The 18627-nt window shown below is 67.3% G+C and carries 16 protein-coding genes and 1 tRNA gene; 10 read left to right on the forward strand and 7 right to left on the reverse strand.

The annotated features are described in order from the left end of the window. A complete protein-coding gene (locus ACFQPG_RS08220; protein WP_380811919.1) occupies positions 1 to 882 on the forward strand; it encodes an alpha/beta fold hydrolase in 882 nt (293 codons plus the stop codon). Here ACFQPG_RS08220 and ACFQPG_RS08225 read toward each other — a convergent pair. From ACFQPG_RS08225 to ACFQPG_RS08240, 4 genes are read right to left on the reverse strand one after another with little or no spacing between them, the layout of a single operon-like run. Further along, a complete protein-coding gene (locus ACFQPG_RS08225; protein WP_380811920.1) occupies positions 879 to 1517 on the reverse strand; it encodes an SCO family protein in 639 nt (212 codons plus the stop codon). The two genes, ACFQPG_RS08220 and ACFQPG_RS08225, sit on opposite strands and share 4 nt — an antisense overlap. Beyond that, on the reverse strand, positions 1501 to 1956 hold the full coding sequence (locus ACFQPG_RS08230) for a copper chaperone PCu(A)C (RefSeq protein ID WP_380811921.1): 456 nt from the start codon (positions 1954 to 1956) through the stop codon (positions 1501 to 1503). The genes ACFQPG_RS08225 and ACFQPG_RS08230 overlap by 17 nt, the downstream gene beginning before the upstream one ends. Positions 1957 to 1979: 23 nt before the next feature. Further along, positions 1980 to 2330, reverse strand: coding sequence for a YbaN family protein (locus ACFQPG_RS08235; protein WP_380811923.1), 351 nt, complete (start codon positions 2328 to 2330; stop codon positions 1980 to 1982). A gap of 2 nt (positions 2331 to 2332) precedes the next feature. Next, complete coding sequence (locus tag ACFQPG_RS08240) at positions 2333 to 2650, reverse strand: 2Fe-2S iron-sulfur cluster-binding protein (RefSeq protein ID WP_380811925.1); 318 nt, start codon at positions 2648 to 2650, stop codon at positions 2333 to 2335. A gap of 77 nt (positions 2651 to 2727) precedes the next feature. Here ACFQPG_RS08240 and ACFQPG_RS08245 point away from each other — a divergent pair, with 77 nt between their 5' ends. From ACFQPG_RS08245 to ACFQPG_RS08260, 4 genes are read left to right on the forward strand one after another with little or no spacing between them, the layout of a single operon-like run. Beyond that, positions 2728 to 6348 (forward strand): hydantoinase B/oxoprolinase family protein, encoded by a 3621-nt coding sequence (locus tag ACFQPG_RS08245; RefSeq protein ID WP_380811927.1) that lies wholly within the window; start codon positions 2728 to 2730, stop codon positions 6346 to 6348. Beyond that, the gene (locus ACFQPG_RS08250; protein ID WP_380811929.1) at positions 6345 to 7085 is read left to right on the forward strand and encodes a DUF969 domain-containing protein; all 741 of its coding nucleotides are present in this window, start codon (positions 6345 to 6347) and stop codon (positions 7083 to 7085) included. The genes ACFQPG_RS08245 and ACFQPG_RS08250 overlap by 4 nt, the downstream gene beginning before the upstream one ends. After that, complete coding sequence (locus ACFQPG_RS08255; protein WP_380811931.1) at positions 7082 to 8035, forward strand: DUF979 domain-containing protein; 954 nt, start codon at positions 7082 to 7084, stop codon at positions 8033 to 8035. Before ACFQPG_RS08250 ends, ACFQPG_RS08255 begins: the two co-directional genes overlap by 4 nt. Then, positions 8032 to 9051 carry a DUF2891 domain-containing protein gene (locus ACFQPG_RS08260; protein ID WP_380811933.1) on the forward strand — a complete coding sequence of 340 codons (1020 nt, stop codon included), beginning with the start codon at positions 8032 to 8034 and terminating at the stop codon, positions 9049 to 9051. Before ACFQPG_RS08255 ends, ACFQPG_RS08260 begins: the two co-directional genes overlap by 4 nt. Here ACFQPG_RS08260 and ACFQPG_RS08265 read toward each other — a convergent pair. Both ACFQPG_RS08265 and ACFQPG_RS08270 read right to left on the reverse strand, forming a co-directional pair. After that, positions 9026 to 10027: an SDR family NAD(P)-dependent oxidoreductase gene (locus tag ACFQPG_RS08265; protein WP_380811935.1), complete on the reverse strand. Its 1002-nt coding sequence runs from the start codon at positions 10025 to 10027 to the stop codon at positions 9026 to 9028. The genes ACFQPG_RS08260 and ACFQPG_RS08265 overlap by 26 nt on opposite strands. Before the next feature lie 74 nt (positions 10028 to 10101). Continuing rightward, positions 10102 to 10175 (reverse strand) — tRNA-Cys (locus tag ACFQPG_RS08270). A 132-nt stretch (positions 10176 to 10307) separates the two neighbouring features. Between ACFQPG_RS08270 and ACFQPG_RS08275 the strand changes: the two genes are divergently transcribed. Then, a complete protein-coding gene (locus ACFQPG_RS08275; RefSeq protein ID WP_380811937.1) occupies positions 10308 to 10712 on the forward strand; it encodes a BLUF domain-containing protein in 405 nt (134 codons plus the stop codon). Between the two features lie 18 nt (positions 10713 to 10730). Here the strand turns inward: ACFQPG_RS08275 and ACFQPG_RS08280 are convergent, their stop codons facing one another. Further along, the gene (locus ACFQPG_RS08280; protein WP_380811939.1) at positions 10731 to 13592 is read right to left on the reverse strand and encodes a M16 family metallopeptidase; all 2862 of its coding nucleotides are present in this window, start codon (positions 13590 to 13592) and stop codon (positions 10731 to 10733) included. Between the two features lie 219 nt (positions 13593 to 13811). On the opposite strand from ACFQPG_RS08280, the gene ACFQPG_RS08285 reads away from it, so the two are divergent. From ACFQPG_RS08285 to ACFQPG_RS08300, 4 genes are all read left to right on the forward strand, one after another. Then, positions 13812 to 14447 carry a protein-L-isoaspartate O-methyltransferase gene (locus ACFQPG_RS08285; protein ID WP_380811941.1) on the forward strand — a complete coding sequence of 212 codons (636 nt, stop codon included), beginning with the start codon at positions 13812 to 13814 and terminating at the stop codon, positions 14445 to 14447. Positions 14448 to 14461: 14 nt separating this feature from the next. Continuing rightward, positions 14462 to 15916 (forward strand): TolC family outer membrane protein, encoded by a 1455-nt coding sequence (locus ACFQPG_RS08290; RefSeq protein ID WP_380811943.1) that lies wholly within the window; start codon positions 14462 to 14464, stop codon positions 15914 to 15916. Between the two features lie 15 nt (positions 15917 to 15931). Then, a complete protein-coding gene (locus tag ACFQPG_RS08295) occupies positions 15932 to 16357 on the forward strand; it encodes a DUF2497 domain-containing protein (RefSeq protein ID WP_380811945.1) in 426 nt (141 codons plus the stop codon). A 166-nt stretch (positions 16358 to 16523) separates the two neighbouring features. Beyond that, a complete protein-coding gene (locus ACFQPG_RS08300; RefSeq protein ID WP_380811947.1) occupies positions 16524 to 18587 on the forward strand; it encodes a prolyl oligopeptidase family serine peptidase in 2064 nt (687 codons plus the stop codon). The last annotated feature ends 40 nt before the right edge of the window (positions 18588 to 18627 follow it).

Here is an 18627-nt window from a genome sequence, read left to right on the forward strand (position 1 = left end):
ATGGCTGCATTCGAGGACCGATACATCACAAGTGCCGATGGCCTGCGGCTCCATTACCGCGACTATCCCGGCCCGGCCGACCAGCCGCCGATCCTCTGCCTGCCGGGGCTGACCCGCAACAGCCGCGATTTCGAGCCGGTCGCGGAGCGGTTCGCTGGAGACTGGCGGATCATTGCGCTGGACTTTCGCGGCCGCGGCGGGAGCGATCCCGACCCGCAGCCGGAACGCTACATGCCGCGCACCTATGTGGCCGACGTGCTCAAGCTGCTCGACCAGTTGGGCATCGCGGACGCCGTGTTCTTCGGCACTTCGCTCGGCGGGATCGTCACCATGGTGCTCGCCTCAACGGACGAGGAACGGATCGCGGGGGCAATGATCAACGACGTCGGCCCTGAGGTAGACCAGCGGGGGATCGAGCGCATCCGCGGCTTCGTCGGCCACCCGCGGCGGTGGGACGACTGGGAGGCAGCCGCGCGCGCCTTTGCCGAGGTGCAGGCAGACGTCTTCCCGGCATGGAAGCACGACCAGTGGCTCGCCTTCGCCCACCGCGTCTGCCGTGAGGATCAAGGCGGAGGCATCGTGCTCGATTACGACATGGCCATCTCGCAGCCGTTCAATGAGGCCAACGAGAGCAGCCAGTTCAACCTCTGGCCCTTGCTCGACGGCCTCAAGGGCAAGCCGGTGGCCGTTCTTCGGGGCGAGCTGAGCGACCTGTTCTCACAGGAGGTCGCGGAGCGGATGGTGCGGGAGTTGGGCGAGCAGGCCGAACTGATCACTGTCCACAACGTCGGTCACCCTCCGGCGCTGGACGAGCCGGAGTCGGTTGCCGCCATGGAGCGCCTGCTCGGGCGGGTGCGAACGGCGGTCCGCACGGGAGCTTAGGCCGTCAGGCGCTTCAGCTTGTCTAAGGCAGGCGCGTCCTGTTCCTCCAGCGCGATGGTCGACTGGAACTCGCCCTTGCGATCGAACAGCAGCACGGCCGCTGTATGATCCATCGTGTAGCCGTCTGGCGCGTCGTTGTCCGGCGCCTTGGCTGCATAGGCGGCGTGCTGCTTGACGACCTGCTGGACCTGAGCCGGGGAGCCGGTGAGGGCGATCACCGGCGTATCGAACATCTGCGTATAGGCTCGCATCTCCGCGGGCGTGTCGCGCTCCGGGTCAACCGTGACAAACACGATGTTGAAGGAGTCGGCGCCTCCCCCGAGCCGCTGACGAAGGTTCGCAAGGCGCGCGAGGGTGGCCGGGCAAACGTCGGGGCAATGGGTAAAGCCGAAGAACAACGCGTAGGGCTTGCCGGCCAGCGCCGTGCTGGAGAAAGGGTTGCCGTCGGCGCCGGTCAGTGTGAACGGTCCGCCCACCATGAAGTCCAGGCGGGACGACTGCGCGGTCGATCCGGGACCATTGCCGCGGGTCGCGAGCAATATGGCAAAGCCGATCGCCGCTAGGCCCACCAGGAGCCAGATGGCGATCCGCACTTTCTGTAGCGGCGTTCGGGCCGGCTTAGTGTCGGTGTTCATCGGCAGCCCGGAAGGTCAAGGGCTGGACCGGAACGGACGTGCGGACCACGCCCGCCCGCTGGAACCGCAGCGTCAGCGGCAGCTGCCGGCCAGCCCGCAGGGGCGCCTTGAGGCCGGTCAGCATCAAATGCATTCCGCCAGGCTTCATGGCGACTGCCCGGCCCGGTGCAATCTCGAGAGATGGCAAGGGTCGCATCTGCACGTTGCCTCCGGCGAGGCGCGTCTGGTGAATTGTGGCCTTGGATGCCGCGGGGGTCGAAACCGCGACCAGCCGGTCTCCAGCAGCGGCCGCATTGTGGATCGACAGGTAGGCGGCGGTGCGATCCTGGCCCGGGATGCTGGCGCGGGCCCAGCCGGAGACATGCACCTGCGGCGCCTTGGCCGCGACCGGGGCGGCGAGGACGAACAGGAAAATTGCAGCGCGAAGCATGGCGGCCATGTAAGCGCCGGGAAGGGGCCGCGCTAGTCCGGGCGGGTCCAGATCCATCCGCCGGCGCAAAGCCCGACAATGGCGGGAACGAGGCCGAGCGGGACGGGGAGAGCGATTAATCCGGTGAGACCGCTCACCGCCAGCGCGATCGTCGCGGCGGCCTTTCCGCGGCGACTGATCGCGCGCCGCTCACGCCAGGCAAGGATGTGCGGCCCGGCTACCGGGTGGCGCAGCAGCCAGCGCTCGAAGCTCGGGCTTCCGCGCGAAAAGAAGAAGGCCGCGACGATCCAGAACACTACCGTCGGAAGCAACGGGACCACGATCCCGATTGCGCCGATCAGCAGGAACAGCCAGCCGCACAGCCACGATGCCGCCCGCAGCATCGTCAATCTTCAGGCGCGACGGTGACGGCGATCCCATCCAGCACGTCGGTCAGTCGAATCTGGCAGGAGAGGCGGCTGTTCGGCTGGCGGACATCTGAGAAGTCCAGCAAATCATCCTCGTCGTCGCCGATCGGCGGAAGACGGGCGATCCAGTCCTCGGCCACGTAGACGTGGCAGGTGCCGCAGGAGCAGCAGCCGCCGCACAGCGCCAGGACCTCCTCGATTCCGCCGCCGCGAAGGCTCTCCATCAGCGACCGGCCGGCGGTGCCGACGATCTCCTTGGTGCGGCCATCGCGCGTCGTCACGGATACGGTAGGCATGACCACTGCCTTACGGAGGCGGACCGCGAGGGGAAAGTGTCGTTGAGCACCGCCTCGTCTTCTGCTCTGAAGGGGCGGTGAGCAATGCCTGGGATTTCGCCATCGACCGCGGTGGCACCTTTACCGACATCGTCGCGCATGGCCCGGGCGGTCAGCGGCGGGTGGTCAAGCTGCTGTCGGAGAACCCTGACCACTACGCCGACGCGGCGCTCGAAGGCATCCGCCGCGTCCTGCTCGAAGAGGGCGGCGAAGTGCGGACGGTGCGGATGGGAACGACGGTGGCGACCAACGCACTGCTGGAACGCAAGGGCGAGCGGGTAGCCCTGGTGACAACGCGCGGCTTCGCAGACTGCCTGCGGATCGGTTATCAGGCCCGCCCCGACATCTTCGCGCGGCACATCCGCTTGCCAGCGATGCTCTACGATCGTTCCGTCGAAATGGACGAGCGGGTCGGTGCCGATGGGACGGTGCTGGAGGCGTTGGACGAGACGCGGGCGCGGGACGTTCTGGGGAGCTTGCAGCGGGACGGCTTTGACGCTGTCGCCATCCTGCTGATGCACGGATGGGCCTTTCCAGCGCACGAAGCTGCGCTGGCGCGCATCGCGCGGGAGCTTCGCTTTTCGCAGGTATCGGCCAGTCACGAGGTCGCGCCACTGATCAAGCTGATCGGCCGCGGCGACACGACAGTGGTGGATGCCTATCTCTCCCCGGTGCTGCGCCGCTACGTTGAGCGGGTTTCGGCCGGCCTGCCCGACGGAACGGACCTCCACTTCATGCAGTCGAACGGAGGCCTGACGCGCGCGGGAGCGTTTCGGGGCAAGGATGCGATCCTGTCGGGACCGGCGGGCGGAGTGGTCGGCATGGTCGCGGCCTGCGCCTCGCACGTGCCGCAAGGCGAGGAGGCGCGACTGATCGGCTTCGACATGGGCGGCACCTCGACCGACGTGTCGCACTATGCGGGGCGGCTGGAGTTGGCCGAGGAGAGCATCGTCGCCGGAGTGCGGATCAGGGCGCCGATGATGCAGATCCACACGGTGGCCGCGGGCGGAGGATCGGTGTGCCGCTTTGACGGCATGCGCTTCCGGGTGGGGCCCGAGAGTGCGGGGGCACGACCCGGCCCGGCATGCTACCGCAACGGGGGTCCGCTGACCGTCACCGATTGCAATCTGTTCCTCGGCCGAATCCTAGGCGAGGAGTTTCCGGCCGTGTTCGGCCCCTCCGGCGACCTGGCGCTCGATCTGGATGCGTCGCGCGCGCGGCTGCAGGAGGTGGCGGACGCGCTGGGCGGAGCCAAGTCGCTGGAGGAGATCGCGGAAGGCTTCCTGGCGATCGCCGACGACAACATGGCCGCGGCAATCCGCAAGATCAGCATCGCACGAGGCCATGATGTCACCCGTTACACCCTTGCCTGCTTTGGCGGTGCGGGCGGGCAGCATGCGTGCCGGGTCGCCGACGCGCTCGGGATGGAGCGCATCCTGATTCACCCGCTTGCGGGGGTTCTTTCAGCCTATGGGATCGGCCTGGCGGAGGTGAAGACAATTCGCGAGCAGAGCTGGCTGCGGCCGTTGGGGAGCGATCCCGCCGAGGAGCTGGCGGCGCTCGAGGAGGTCGCCCGAATTGCCCTCGTCCAGCAGGGAGTCGCGGCCGAAGACATTTGCCTCGAGCGCCGCGCCCGGCTGCGACTGGCGGGGAGTGACACGGCGTTGGAACTGGTGCTTGCCGCGCCGGAGGAGATGCGAGAGGCGTTCCATGCGCTTCACCGCCAGAGGTTCGGCTATGCGGATCGCGACGGCGAGGTGATCGTCGACGCGCTTGTGGTGGAGGCTCGATCCTCTCAGGCATCTGCCGGTGACGGGGACCATTCGCAGGATGGTGGAGGGGTTGTTCCCGTCGACAAAGAACCCTTACGCCAGCGCTCCGCCCTGCGACCTCTCCGCGAAATCGCCGGGAGGAGTATATTTGGCCGCGACCAGCTCGGCTCCGACCCCGTTGCTGGCCCGGCGCTCATCCTCGACCCGTCCTCCACCACGGTCGTGGAGCCCGGCTGGAGCGCGGTACTGGCGCAGGACGGCACGCTCATCCTCACCCGCACCAAACCGGCTGAGCGCGCCGCCGCCATCGGCACCGAGGTTGATCCGGTCCGCCTCGAGATCTTCAACAATCTGTTCATGGCCATCGCCGAGGAGATGGGGGTCGCGCTGCAGGCGACGGCCACGTCCGTGAACATCAAGGAACGGCTGGATTTCTCCTGCGCGCTGTTCGATGCCGGCGGGGCGCTGATCGCGAACGCGCCCCACATCCCGGTCCATCTCGGCTCAATGGGCGAAAGCATTCGCACGATCATCGAAAGCCGCGGCGAGGGTCGTGATGGGCGGGGCATCCGGCCGGGCGACGCTTATGTCCTCAACGACCCGTATCGCGGCGGAACCCACCTGCCTGACATCACGGTCATCGTGCCGGTTTTCACCGAAAGCGACGGGGAGCGCCCGTTCGCGTTCGTCGCGGCGCGAGGGCACCATGCGGACGTCGGCGGCATCGCTCCCGGCTCCATGCCCCCCGACAGCCGCACGATCCACGATGAAGGAGTGCTGATCAACAATCTGCTGATGGTCGACGAAGGGGAGTTCCGCGAGCAGGAGATGCGCGCGGTGCTGGCTTCGGGATCGTGGCCTGCACGAAAGCCCGACCGCAACATCGCCGACCTGAAGGCGCAGCTTGCAGCCTGTACGCGCGGGGCCGAGGGGCTCGGGCAGGCGGTACGCGACAATGGGGCAGAGGTCGTCGCGGCCTACATGGACCATGTCCTCGCCAACGCCGAGGAGTCAGTACGCCGGCTGCTCGACCGGCTGGAGGATGGTGAGTTCGCCTACGAAATGGACAATGGCGCCGTGGTCCGGGTCGCCATCCGCATCGACCGCGCAAATCGCGGCGCGACGTTCGACTTCCACGGGACGAGCGAGCAGCTGCCCAGCAACTTCAACGCTCCGCGCTCGATCACGCGGGCAGCTGCCCTTTACGTTGTCCGAACATTGATCGACGACGCAATCCCGATGAACGACGGCTGCCTCCGTCCGATCCAGCTGATCGTCCCGGAGGGCTGCATGCTCAGCCCTTCCTTCCCGGCGGCGGTTGTTGCCGGCAATGTGGAGACCAGCCAGGTGGTAACGGACGCCCTCTTCGCCGCGACCGGCCGGCTGGCGCCATCGCAGGGGACGATGAACAACTTCACTTTCGGCAACGAACGCCACCAATATTATGAGACCATCTGCGGCGGGTCCGGCGCGGGAGCGGACCACCACGGCACCAGCGCGGTGCAGACTCACATGACCAACAGCCGCCTGACCGATCCGGAGATCCTCGAAACCCGGCTCCCGGTCCGGCTGGACCGGTTCGCAATCCGCCGCGGCTCCGGCGGAGCTGGGGCTCACCATGGCGGCGATGGGGTGGAGCGGGCGGTGACCTTCCTCCAGCCGATGCGCGCCAACATCCTCGCCAATCGCCGGCGTGTCCCGCCGCGTGGGCTAGCCGGCGGAGCGGATGCCCAGCCGGGCCGCAACTGGATCGAGCGGACGGACGGGTCGGTGGAGGAGCTCGGCGCAACCGCGTTCGTCGACATGCAGGTGGGCGACCGCTTCGTCATCCAGACGCCGGGTGGGGGAGGGTATGGCGCGCCCAATCCGAGCGGAGACGCGCAATGAGCAACTATCTCCCTCTCCTCGGCATCCTCGTCGTCGTGTTCGGCTTCGCGCTGAAGCTCAACCCGATGCTGGTGGTCACCACCGCTGCGATTGTCACCGGACTCCTCGGCGGCATGGACCTGGCCGAGGTCGTCTCCACCTTCGGCAAGGCGTTCAACGACAACCGCATCATCGCCATCGTCTGGATCGTACTGCCGGTGATTGGCCTGCTGGAACGCTTCGGCCTCCAGCAACGCGCCGCGGCGGTGATTCGCTCGATGCGTGGCGCCACCACAGGGCGGCTGCTGATCCTCTACCTGCTCTACCGCCAGGTCACCGCGGCGATCGGACTCCATTCGACGGCTGGCCATCCGCAGACCGTCCGTCCGCTGGTCGCCCCGATGGCTCTCGCCGCAGCCGAACGGCAGCACGGCGAACTGGAGCCGGAGGTGGCCGACACGGTGAAGAGCTATTCCGCGGCTACCGACAATGTGGGCCTGTTCTTCGGCGAGGACATCTTCTTCGCGATTGGCTCCATCGTCCTCATTCAGCAGACGCTGGCGACCTACGGCTACAATCTTGCGCCGCTGGAGCTGGCGCTGTGGGCCATCCCCAGCGCGATCGCGGCTTTCCTGGTGCACGGGGCGCGGTTGCTGATGCTTGACCGGACTTTGGCCAGTCATGCCCGGCGCAGCCCTGACGCGCCGGCTCGAATGTCCCGCGACTACGCTCGGGACGAGCGGAGAGGGGACGCATGATCACCCTCCAGTGGCTCTATGCGCTGGCGGGGGCGATGTTCGCGGCATTCGCCCTGCTCAGCGCACTCGATCGCGACCATTCAAAGCGCTTCGGCAATGCCGCGTTCTGGGGCCTGATGGCCTTGAGCCTGCTGGCGGGCGACCGCCTCGGCGACTTCGGCAACGGCATACTGGTCCTCGGGCTTGCCGGGCTTGCCGGCTTCGGCTTCATCGGTCGGAGCTCGCCTCCGACGAGCAGCGTTGAGCAGCGCCAGGCCTGGTCCGAGCGGTACGGCAATCGCCTCTTCCTCCCAGCGCTGATCATCCCGGCGACAGCGCTGTTCGGAACCCTGCTGTACAATTACACGCCGCTCGGCACCTCCGGCTGGATCGAGCCCAAGCGCGAGACCTACGTCTTCCTCGGCCTCGGCGTGCTGCTCGCCATTGCAACCATCTTCGCCTGGCTGCGCCCGCCAGCCCTGGCGCCCTTGCAGGAGGGGAGGCGGCTGATCGACGCCATCGGCTGGGCCGCGGTGCTGCCGCAGATGCTCGCCGCGCTCGGCGTGCTGTTCGCGGCCGCTGGCATCGGCGAGATCATCGGATCGCTCACCCGCGCCGCAATCCCGGGCGGAAGTGTTTTTCTGACGGTGCTGGTCTTCGCGGTCGGAATGGCGCTGTTCACCATGATCATGGGCAATGCCTTTGCGGCTTTTCCCGTCATGGCCGCGGCCATCGGCGTGCCGCTGCTGATCCAGACCTATGACGGGGACCCGGCAGTGGTCGGCGCGGTGGGCATGCTGGCGGGTTTCTGCGGTACGCTGATGACCCCCATGGCCGCCAACTTCAATCTGGTGCCCGCCGCCCTGCTGGAGCTGCAGGACCAATATGGCGTGATCCGAGCGCAGGTGATGACCGCGTTGCCGCTGCTGTTGGTCAACATCGCCATCATCTACTGGGCGGCGTTCCGGTGAGCGTTCCCCCGCTGGATGCGGAGTGGGCCGGCCGCTTCGCCCGCATCGCCTTGAGCCATGTCGGGCAGGAATATCCCCACAAGCTCGACCATGTCCTGCTGGGCGATGAGGATGCGCGCCCGCCGCGCGAGCTCCACCCCATCTTCTTTGGCAGCTTCGATTGGCATAGCTGCGTCCACGGCTGGTGGACCCTGCTGACGATCCGCCGCCGCTTTCCCGACCTCCCCGAAGCCGCAGCGATCGCCGACCTGGCGGACGGCAGCTTCACGCCGGCCAAGGTCGCGGTGGAACTCGCCTACCTCGACCGGCCCCAATCGGGCGGCTTCGAGCGGCCGTACGGCTGGGCCTGGCTGCTTGCCCTGCACGGGGAAGCGGAGCGGCATGGCGGCCAAAGCTGGGGCAGGGCACTTGATCCGCTCGCCTGCGCGTTCGCCGAGCGGTTCAAGAGCTACCTGTCGAAGCTGACCTATCCGATCACGGTTGGAACCCACTTCAACACCGCCTTCGCGCTGACGCTGGCTCATGAGTGGGCCATGGACCGCGACGCCGAACTGCTGCGGATCGTCGAGGAATGGACGGAGCGCGTTTTTGGGCCAGAGCGCGAGTATCGCGGCTGGGAGCCGGGAGGGGACGAGTTCCTCTCCCCGGGGCTCAGCGTCGCGCTGCTGATGAGCCGGGTGCGCGAACCCGAGGGGTTCACCTCCTGGTTCGAGGGGTTCCTGCTCGACGGCGGTGCGGTCAACCGTTTCACGCCGGCCTTCGTGTCCGACCGCAGCGACGGCAAGATCGCCCATCTCGACGGGCTGAACCTCAGCCGTGCATGGGCCCTTCGCGCGATCGCCCGCAAGATCGCGCCCAATCCCGGGCAGCGCCGTCTGGAACAACTCGCCGACGAACACCTGTCCGCCGCCCTCCCGCACATCGTCGGCGACTATGCGGGTGAACATTGGCTAGCGACGTTCGCACTGCTTGCGCTGCTTGCCGGCGAGCCTACGCCAGGCCGTGATAGCGCTTGAACCAATCGACAAAGCGGGGGACGCCTTCGTCGATGCTCGTGCGCGGCTTGAAGCCGTGATCACGCTCGATCGCACCGATGTCCGCGAACGTCTCGCGCACATCGCCCGGCTGCATCGGAAGCGGCTCAATCGTCGCCTTGCGCCCGATCGCCTGCTCCAGGAGCGCAATCAGTCGCATCAGTTCTTCGGATCGATGATTGCCGATGTTGTACAGCGCGTGCGGCGTGCTGCTCCCCCCTGCCTTGGGCCGGCCGTCATCGGCGGGTGGCGAGTCCAGGCAGGCGACCACTCCAGCGACGACGTCGTCGACATAGGTGAAGTCTCGCCGCATCTCGCCGTTGTTGAACAGCCGCAGCGGCTCGCCGTCGAGGATCGCCCTGGTAAACAGCCACATCGCCATGTCCGGTCGGCCCCAGGGCCCGTAGACCGTAAAGAAGCGTAGGCCGGTCGCGGGCAAGCGATACAGGCTTGCGTAACTCTCGCTCATCAGCTCGTTCGAGCGCTTGGTCGCGGCATAGAGCGACATCGGCTGGTCAGTCCGGTCTTCCACCCGGAAAGGGACGCTGGAATTCGCCCCATAGACCGAGGAGGACGAGGCATAGACCAGGTGTCGGACCTGCCGTGCGCGGGCGAGCTCCAGGATGTTTCCGTGTCCGACCAGGTTCGACTGCACGAACGATTGCGGATCGGTGATGCTGTGCCGCACCCCGGCTTGCGCTCCAAGATGCACGATGCTCTCGAAGTCGGTCTCCGCGACAGCTGCATTGAGTTGCTCCGCATCGGCGAAGTCAGCGCGGCGAAAGGAGAAGCGTTCCCCATGCTCCTGCCGAAGCGCATCGACGCGCGCTTCCTTAAGCCGGACGTCGTAATAGGGGTTGAGGTTGTCGATCCCGACGACCTCCTCGCCCTGCGCCAGCAAGGCCCGCGCTGTATGAAAGCCGATGAAGCCGGCCGCTCCGGTAACAAGGATCGCCATGCCGCTCTTTCCCAATTTCCGCAGCCGCGGTCCAGTGGGGCAGGTTGCTGGGCTGGCAAGCGAGGCCAGTGCATTGGAGGCCCGAGCCGGAATCGAACCGGCGTGCAAGGATTTGCAGTCCTCTGCGTAACCACTCCGCCATCGGGCCGACGGCAATGCGTGCCTCGCCCTTACCGGCTACCCAGCGGATTTCAACCCGCGCCGGTCGCTTGCGGTACCAAGCAATTGTTAACTGATCCGTATTAGCAACTATTGAACGAGATTTGAGAAGAGCGCGGAAATGCATCAGATCGTATACATCAGCACAGCTCGGATGCCGCTCAATGATCGGCAGCTGCGCGACATCCTCGCCACCTCGATCCGCAACAACGGCCTGGTCGACGTGAGCGGCCTGCTGGTGGTTGGCGGCACCCGGTTCCTCCAGGTGCTCGAAGGCCCGACACATGCGGTGCTCCAGACCTACGACAGGATCAAGCAGGACCATCGCCATTTCGCCTGTGTGGTCCTGAGCAGCGTCAGCATCTCAGAGCGGGCGTTCGGCGACTGGGCGATGGCGTTCCAGGACGGAGGCCTTCCGCGCGGCGATTCGCTGGTCGAGGTCGTGGAGGACCTCACCTCGCGAATGACTGACCGTAACCTGCAAGCGCAGTTCCGCAGCTTTGCCGAGCTTCACGCCGCCGCCTGACGGCCACCCGGCTCCCTTTCAGTTCTTCGACGCGCTCTTCTCGGGCACCACGACCACCTTATAGGCCTTGGCGGGGAGGAGGTAGCGCTCCGCCGCCTGCTTGAGAGCCGCGGGAGTGACCGCCTGATAATCGCGCAGCTGGCTGGTGATCGCCTCGACCCGCCGCGGGTCGGTGGCGGCGCCGGCGAGCTGGCTCAGCCACCAGCCATTCCCCTGTCGCTCGCGCTGCAGCCGCTCGGTCAGCGGCTTGACCGCTCGCTGCAGCTCATCTGCGGTGACCGGCGTGGTGCGGAGCTCCGTTGCGATCGCCTGCGCCTCCCGCAGGAAGGCGGGGAGGGCCGCGGGAGGCGCTTCCACCCGGCCGAACATGTAGCCGTAGTCCCTGAACGTATCGGACGATGCATGGCTTCCGACCGGACTGTACGACACCGCCTCCTTCTCGCGAATCCTGTCGTTCAGTCGCAGCTGGAAGACCGCGGCGAGGACGTTCAAGGTGCGGACCAGCCGGGGGTCGGCGTAAAAGCCGAGCGTCGGCCAGGCGATGAACGCCAGACCCTGATCCTCGCGGCCCTTGTGGGTCAAGGTTACCGGCTCCGGGGTGCCGGCCGGAAAGGCCAGCGTGGGCCGAGACGCGGCCTTCCCTGTGCGCGGCGGCAGCGCGCCGAAGGTCGCGGCCACCTGCCGGATGGCTTCGTCCGCGGTGATATCGCCGACGATCACCAGCTCTACCGGATCATTGGTCAGCGGTCCGGCAAGCAGCGCCCGGGCATCGCCGATGCTGCTCGCCGCCATTTCCCCCCGCGTCGGGGTCCGCCAGCGGGGATCGCCGCGGCGGAGGAGGGCATCGGCATCGCGGTTGAACACACCGCCCGGAGTGGATGCAAGCTGATCCTGGATGGTGCCCGACAGCGACCGCAGCCGGTCCCAGCCGGACGGCCCCCACCCCGGTTCGGCCACATAGGCCGCCAGCACCTGCAACTGGGTGGCGAAGTCGGCTGGGCGGGTAGAGCCGCCAAGCACAAAGGCATCGTCATCCAGGCCAAAGCTGCCGCTGTAGAGCTTGCCGTTCAGGGCTTCCCGCATGTTCTCCGCGCTGATCCTCTTGAGCCCGCCCATCGTGAAGCCGCCTGCGGCGATCGCCCATTCGGGGTTGGGCCTCGTCGGATCGAGGTCGAGCTTGCCGTCGCCGATCCGCGCCTGAACAAGGATCTGGTCCTTCCTGAAGTCGGTCGACTTGACGGTCAGCCGCACTCCGTTGGCAAAGCGAACGGCGGTCGCGCCGAGTTCGGCCAGCTCCCGCCGTTCGACGACCTGGCCGGGCGCCCCGAAGCCCGCGTAGGGCCAGGCCTGCGCCCGCTGGGCCGCAGGCGGCGCCACTGCCATCCGGCTGGCGTCGCGATATGCGGACAGCAGCGCCTGCTTGCCGCCTTCCGGCGGAGCGGGCGCAGTCATGTACAGCAGCGGGCCTGAGCCGCTGAACAGGCGGGCGACCGCCTGGTTGACCGTGGCCGGAGTGATGCCCCTGACCGCCTCCTCGAACAGGGCCAGCCTTGCTTCGGGCGTGGTCGGGGTGTTGTCGTCGTTGAGCGTTCCCACCAGCCCGTCGGCAAGCGCTCGCGTGCTGCGGGTCGATGCCGCGGAGACCGCACCGGTCAGGGCCGTGCGGCCCTGGGTGATCTCGCGGGCCAGTTCCGCGGGCGCGACGCCATGCCGCACCAGCCTGCGTTGCTCCGCATCGATCGCCGCAAGTGCCTCGCGCCACTCGCCGGGACGAGCAACTGCAATCAGCTGTGTCACGTCGCCCGTGTCGGCGAACTGGCTTTCACCGCCGTTCGCGGCCACGAAGGGCGCCTTGTCGGATGCGGCGATCCGCTCCAGCCGACGGTTGAATATGGCAAGACCCAGACCTTCGATCGTGTCCTTGATCCGTCGCGCACGGCTGTCCGGATTGGTGTCGGCCGGGCGGACCCAGCTCACCGAGACCCGCGTCGCCATCGCCGGGTCGACGAACAGGCCGGCATCGGCGCCGCGTCGGGCGACTTGCCCCTGGTCCGCAATGCGGCCAGGCTGGCCTTCGCCCTTCCAATCACCAAACTGCGTCCTGATCCTGGCTTCCATCGCATCGATGTCGAAGTCGCCGACCGCGACCAGCGTGGCATTTTCCGGGCGGTAGAAAGCATTGTAGAATTCCACGAAGCGGTCGCGCGGCGCCGTGCGGATCACCGTATCCGTGCCGATCGGAATGCGCTCCGGCAGCAGTTGGCCCGGGAAGAGAAAGCCGATTTCATGGATGCTCTGGCGCTGCTGCGGAGTGGACCGGGTGCGCTCCTCCGCGAGAATGATCCCCCGCTCCGAGTCTATCGCTTTCGCTTCAAGCAGGGCCTTGTCCGCCACTTCCCGCAACAGGAACAAGGCGGTGTCCACCGTCTCCTTGTCGGTTTCAGGCAACTCCAGCTTGTAGACGGTCTCCTCGAAATCGGTGGACGCATTGGTGTCCGGACCGAACTTGAGGCCGTTCCGCTCCAGCCGGCGCACGAACTCGCCTTCGGGCACGTTGCGGGTGCCGTTCAGCACCATATGCTCGAGGAAGTGGGCAAGGCCGCGCTGGTCTTCCCTCTCGTTCAACGAGCCGGTGTCGATCCGCAGCCGGAGCGAAGCTTCGCCGGGCGGCGTGGCGTTGCGCCGGATCACGTAGCGCATGCCGTTGGGGAGGATGCCGAAGCGCACCGCCGGGTCGGCCTGCAGCCCGTCGCCGACCTTCCATCCGCGCTGCAGGGTTCCGGCAGCGGTCGTCCGACTCTGCGCCGCAAGCGGTGCCCCGGCTCCGGCCAGGAACAGCGTCACGGCCAGGGCAAGACAGGAAACGTTCGTGCGGCGCATGTAAATCCCTCGGCAAAGCAGCGACTTGGCATCGGCCGAATGGCTTAGAGCGGCTTGCCCGCAGAGACGCAATATGATCTCTTCTCCCTCTCGATGCGCTTCACTCCCCGTTCGACGAACGGCGTCGCGGGAGCTTTGCGAGGCGCGATGGTCCGGTGTAAGGGTGATTGCAATGAGGCTGTCTTACTGCAATAAGACAGTGGAGAGACGGGGACCAGAATGGATTTCAGCGCCGCGCGCCGCGCGATGATCGACAGCCAGCTTCGCCCGCAGGCGGTGACCGATCCGACGGTGATCGCCGCGATGGCGATCGTCCCGCGCGAGGAGTTCGTTCCGGCCGCCTCGAAGCCGCTGGCCTACATCGACCGCAACCTGCCGCTTGGTGAAGGCCGGGCACTGCCGCCGCCGGTGACCCTTGGACGGATGCTGACCGAGCTTGCCCCCCTTCGCGGCGAGAAGGCACTCGTGGTTGGCGCCGCTTCCGGCTATGCGGCGGCGGTGCTGGCCGAGATGGGCCTGGATGTCGTCGCCCTGGAAAACGATCCGCAGCTGCTTGAGCAACTCGGCCGCCTTGCCGGGCGCATCAGGGTTGCATCAGGAGAGCTGGCGGCGGGCGTCCCCGATGCGGCACCGTTCGACATCGTGCTGATCGACGGTCAGGTCGAATATATTCCCGACGCTCTGATCGACCAGCTGAAGACCGACGGCCGGCTCGGTGCCTGCCTGCTGGAGAACGGGGTCGGCCGGCTGGTCGTGGGTCGCCGCTCATTCCATGGCTTCGGCGTCAAGTCGGTTGCGGACACGTCCGCGCCGCCGCTGCCCGGTTTCCAGCGGCCGCGCGTTTTCTCTTTCTAGGAGTACCCAAGCTCGTGACCCGCTTCCTGGCAACCGCGGCGCTTGGCGCGCTGACACTCGCAGGCTCCGCTTCCGCCGACACGCTCCGTGAGGCGCTGGTGTCGACCTACCGGACCAATCCCACCATCGCCGCCCAGCGCCAGTCGCTTCGCGCCACCGATGCGACCGTCGCCATTGCCCGCGCCGCGGGCCGGCCGCAGGTTCTGGCCAACGTCGGGCTCAACCGTGATCTTACCCGCTCGGGAATCCTCGACACCGGTCAGGGCAAGGGACCGACGGTGACCGGCGGCGCCGACCTCAGCGTGCCGCTGTTCCAGGGCGGCCGGGTACGCAACAGCGTCGCTGCGGCGCAGACGCGCGTCGCTGCCGGGCGGGCTTTGCTGCGTGCGGTGGAAGGCGACATCTTCACCGAAGCGGTCGCCGCTTACATGGACGTTATCCGCGACCGGGCGATCGTTGAGCTGAACCAGAACCAGGTCCGGGTGCTGACCACCAACCTGGAAGCGACCAGTGACCGGTTTGAGATCGGCGACGTCACCCGCACCGACGTCGCCCAGTCGGAAGCGCGCTTGTCGCTCGCCCGCTCCAACGTCGCCACGGCGCAGGCGCGGCTGGCCACCAGCGAGGAAAATTACCGTCGCGTAGTCGGCGAACGGCCCGACGCCCTCGCACCCCCGCCGCCGCTGCCGCCGCTCCCAGCGACGGCCGATGAAGCAGTGCGGATCGCTCTCGTCCAGAATCCCGATGTGATCGCCATCGTGCGGCAGGCCGAGGCCGCCGGCCTCGACGTCCGCACCGCGCGCGCCGACCGCCTGCCGACGCTGGCCGGCGTCGTGTCCGGCACCTACGTCAATGCGCTCGGCGGCGATCAGCCGGCCGGTCTGTCGCGATCGGGCACCGAGACCAGCGTCGGCCTGAACACGCGCATCCCGCTCTATCAGGGCGGGGCTCCGGCCGCGCGAATCCGCCAGGCGCAGGCCATTGAGGGGCAGGTTCTCGAGCAGGTGATCGGCACCGAGCGGCTGGTCGTCGCCAACACCCGCTCCGCCTTCGCCACCTACGATGCGGCACAGCGGGCGATCGCGTCCAACCAGGTTGCGGTGTCGGCCAACGAGCTGGCCCTGGAGGGGGCCCGGGCGGAGCGCAGTGTCGGCACCCGCACCATTATCGAGGTGCTGAACGCCGAGCAGGAATTGCTCAATTCGCAGGTCGCCCTGGTGAGCGCGCGGCGCGACGCTTATGTGGCCGGCTTCCAGCTGCTCAACGCCATGGGGCAGGCCGAAGCGGACGATCTCGGCCTTGAAGGTGGGCCGCTCTACGATCCGCTCGGCAATTACCGCCGCGTGTCGGGCAACTGGAACGACTGGGCCAACGACCGGCGGCACACGCCGACCTCCACCCGCACCGTCACTCCGGCGGAGCAACCGGCCGCGGTTCAGCCGACAGGGGTGACAGAGCCGCGCCGTTAGGGCTAGCGTTGCCCAATGGCTGATCCGCGCGAACCCTCGATGGAAGACATCCTTGCCTCGATCAAGAAAGTGATCGCGGAAGAGAAGGAGCTGCGCGCCGCCGCGCCGCCGCCGATGGCTGCCGAGGCGGAGGAGCCCGCAGCGGAGGAGGTGCTCGAACTCGACGAACCGGTCGTCGAGGAGCTGGCGCTGCCAGAGGTTGACCTTGGACCGCCGCTGGTTTCCGAGGATGCTGCTCAGTCCAGCCGCCAGAAGCTTGCTGCGCTGCAGGAGGTTGCCGCCACCGCGCCGCCGCCGCAGCCGCAGGCCAACCCGCTCGAACAGGTGGTCCGCGAGATGCTGCGCCCGATCCTCAAGGAGTGGCTGGATCAGCACCTTCCCGAAATCGTGGACGAGCATGTGAAGCGAGAGATTTCGCGCATCACGGGAGCGCAATTCTAAAATCCTCGTTTGCCGGGGAGGGGGCCCATCCGAAGAATGGTGGAGAGGGTTCTTCTGCTTGACGAAGAACCCCCTCCGTCAGCGCTTCGCGGTGCCACCTCCCCACGAAAGCGTGGGGAGGTTGACACCCTTGCGCTCGCCTCCCCCGCTGCTACCCCTGTGCGCCATGACGAAGCTTACCCTGCTTGCCGCCGTCGCGGCCGCCGCCCTTGCCCTTCCCACCGCTGCCGCCGCCCGTCCGATGACGGCCACGGACATGCACATGATGCACCGCCTCGGCGCGCCCGAAGTGTCGCCGGACGGCCGCACCGCGGTGTTCACCATCTCGGACACGGACCTGGCCGCCAACAAGCGCAACAACCGTCTGTATAGCCTGGACCTCGCCCGCAAGGGCACCGCGCCGCAGCCGATCGCGGGCGCGGAGGGGGCTCATGACGCCGTGTTCGGGCCGGACGGATCGCTGTACTTCCTCAAGTCGGTCGGCGAGCGCGACCAGCTCCACCGTATGCCACTCGGTGGCGCGGCGCAGGCCATCAGCGACTTTGGCGCCGCCGTGTCCGGCTTCAAGATCGCGCCGACGGGCGACCGGGTGATCGTCTGGGCCGACCAGAAGGATTGCCCCGACCTTGCCTGTGCCGCGACAACCTTTTCGGCCAAGCCGGAAGGCTCGGGCCGGGTCTACGATCAGCTGTTCGTCCGCCACTGGGACAGCTGGGCGGAGCCGGGCACCCGCTCGCGCATCTACAGCTTCCCGATCGAGAACGGGCGGCTGACCGGGGCAGGGGTCCGCGTCACCGGCGCGCTGGTCGGCGACACGCCGTCCAAGCCCTTCGGCGGGGGCGAGGAGATCGCCTTCTCCCGTGATGGCCGGACCGTATTTTTCGCCCTGCGTGAAGCCGGCCGGATCGAGGCGACCTCGACCAATCTCGACATCTTCGCAGCTCCGGCAGACGGAAGCGCTCCGCCGACCAACCTGACCGATGCCAACGATGCGACCGACACGCTGCCGGCCGTCTCCCCGGATGGCCGCACGCTAGCCTATGTCGCGATGGCGCGCCCGGGCTACGAGTCGGATCGTCAGGTCGTGATGCTGCGTGACTTGGCGTCAGGCGCCGTCCGTCCGCTTACGCAGGATTGGGATCGTTCCGCCGGCTCGATCAGCTGGGCTCCGGACGGCCGAAGCATCATCGTCGATGCGCAGGACACGCTCGACAATCCGCTGTTCCGGGTCGAAGTGGCGACCGGCCGCGTCACCCGCCTGACCCGCGACGGCACTGCCCATAATGCCCGCATCCTGCGGGACGGCTCGGTCCTTTATACCCTCAACAGCGTCCACAAGCCGGATGACCTGTTCCGCATCGACCGGCGAGGCCGGTCCACCCAGCTGACCAATGTCAACCGCGACCTGTTGGCGGAGCTCGACCCGGTCAGCTTCGACCGCTTCAGCTTCGCAGGCGCGAATGGCGACAAGGTGTGGGGCATCAAGCTCAAGCCGGCGGGCGTCACGGCCAAGCTGCCGATCGCCTTCGTCGTCCACGGCGGACCGCAGGGCAGCTTCGGCAATGGCTGGTCCTACCGCTGGAACCCTCGGGCGTTCGCAGCGCCGGGCTACGGTGTGGTCTCGATCGATTTCCACGGCTCCACCGGCTACGGGCAGGCCTTCACCGACTCCATCCGCAACGACTGGGGCGGCAAGCCGCTTGAGGATTTGAAGCTCGGCCTGGCTCACGCCACCAGCCAGGACCCGCAGCTCGACGCCGACAATGCTTGCGCGCTGGGTGCCAGCTACGGTGGCTACATGATGAACTGGATCGCCGGTCAGTGGCCCGACCGGTTCAAGTGCCTCGTCCAGCACGACGGCGTGTTCGACGCCCGCGCCATGGCCTACGAGACCGAAGAGCTGTGGTTCGACGAGTGGGAGCATGGCGGCAAGACATATTATGAGGACCCCGAGGCCTTCGAGCGCTGGAACCCGGTCCACCACGTGACCAAGTGGAAGACCCCCATGCTGGTGATCACCGGCGAAAAGGACTTCCGCATTCCGTACACGCAGGGGCTCGCCAGCTTCAGCGCGCTGCAGCGGCGGAACATCCCGTCGAAGCTGCTGGTGTTCCCGGACGAGAACCATTGGGTGCTCAAGCCGAAGAACTCGATCCAGTGGTACGGCGAGGTTCAAGGCTGGTTGGACAAGTACACCAAGGGCGGCGGAGCTGCGGCAGGCCAGCAGTGATCGTCATTGCGAGCAAAGCGAAGCAATCCAGTTCACCTGG

This window comes from Sphingomonas sp. GCM10030256, from assembly GCF_042666415.1.
Taxonomy (GTDB): Bacteria; Pseudomonadota; Alphaproteobacteria; order Sphingomonadales; family Sphingomonadaceae; genus Sphingomicrobium.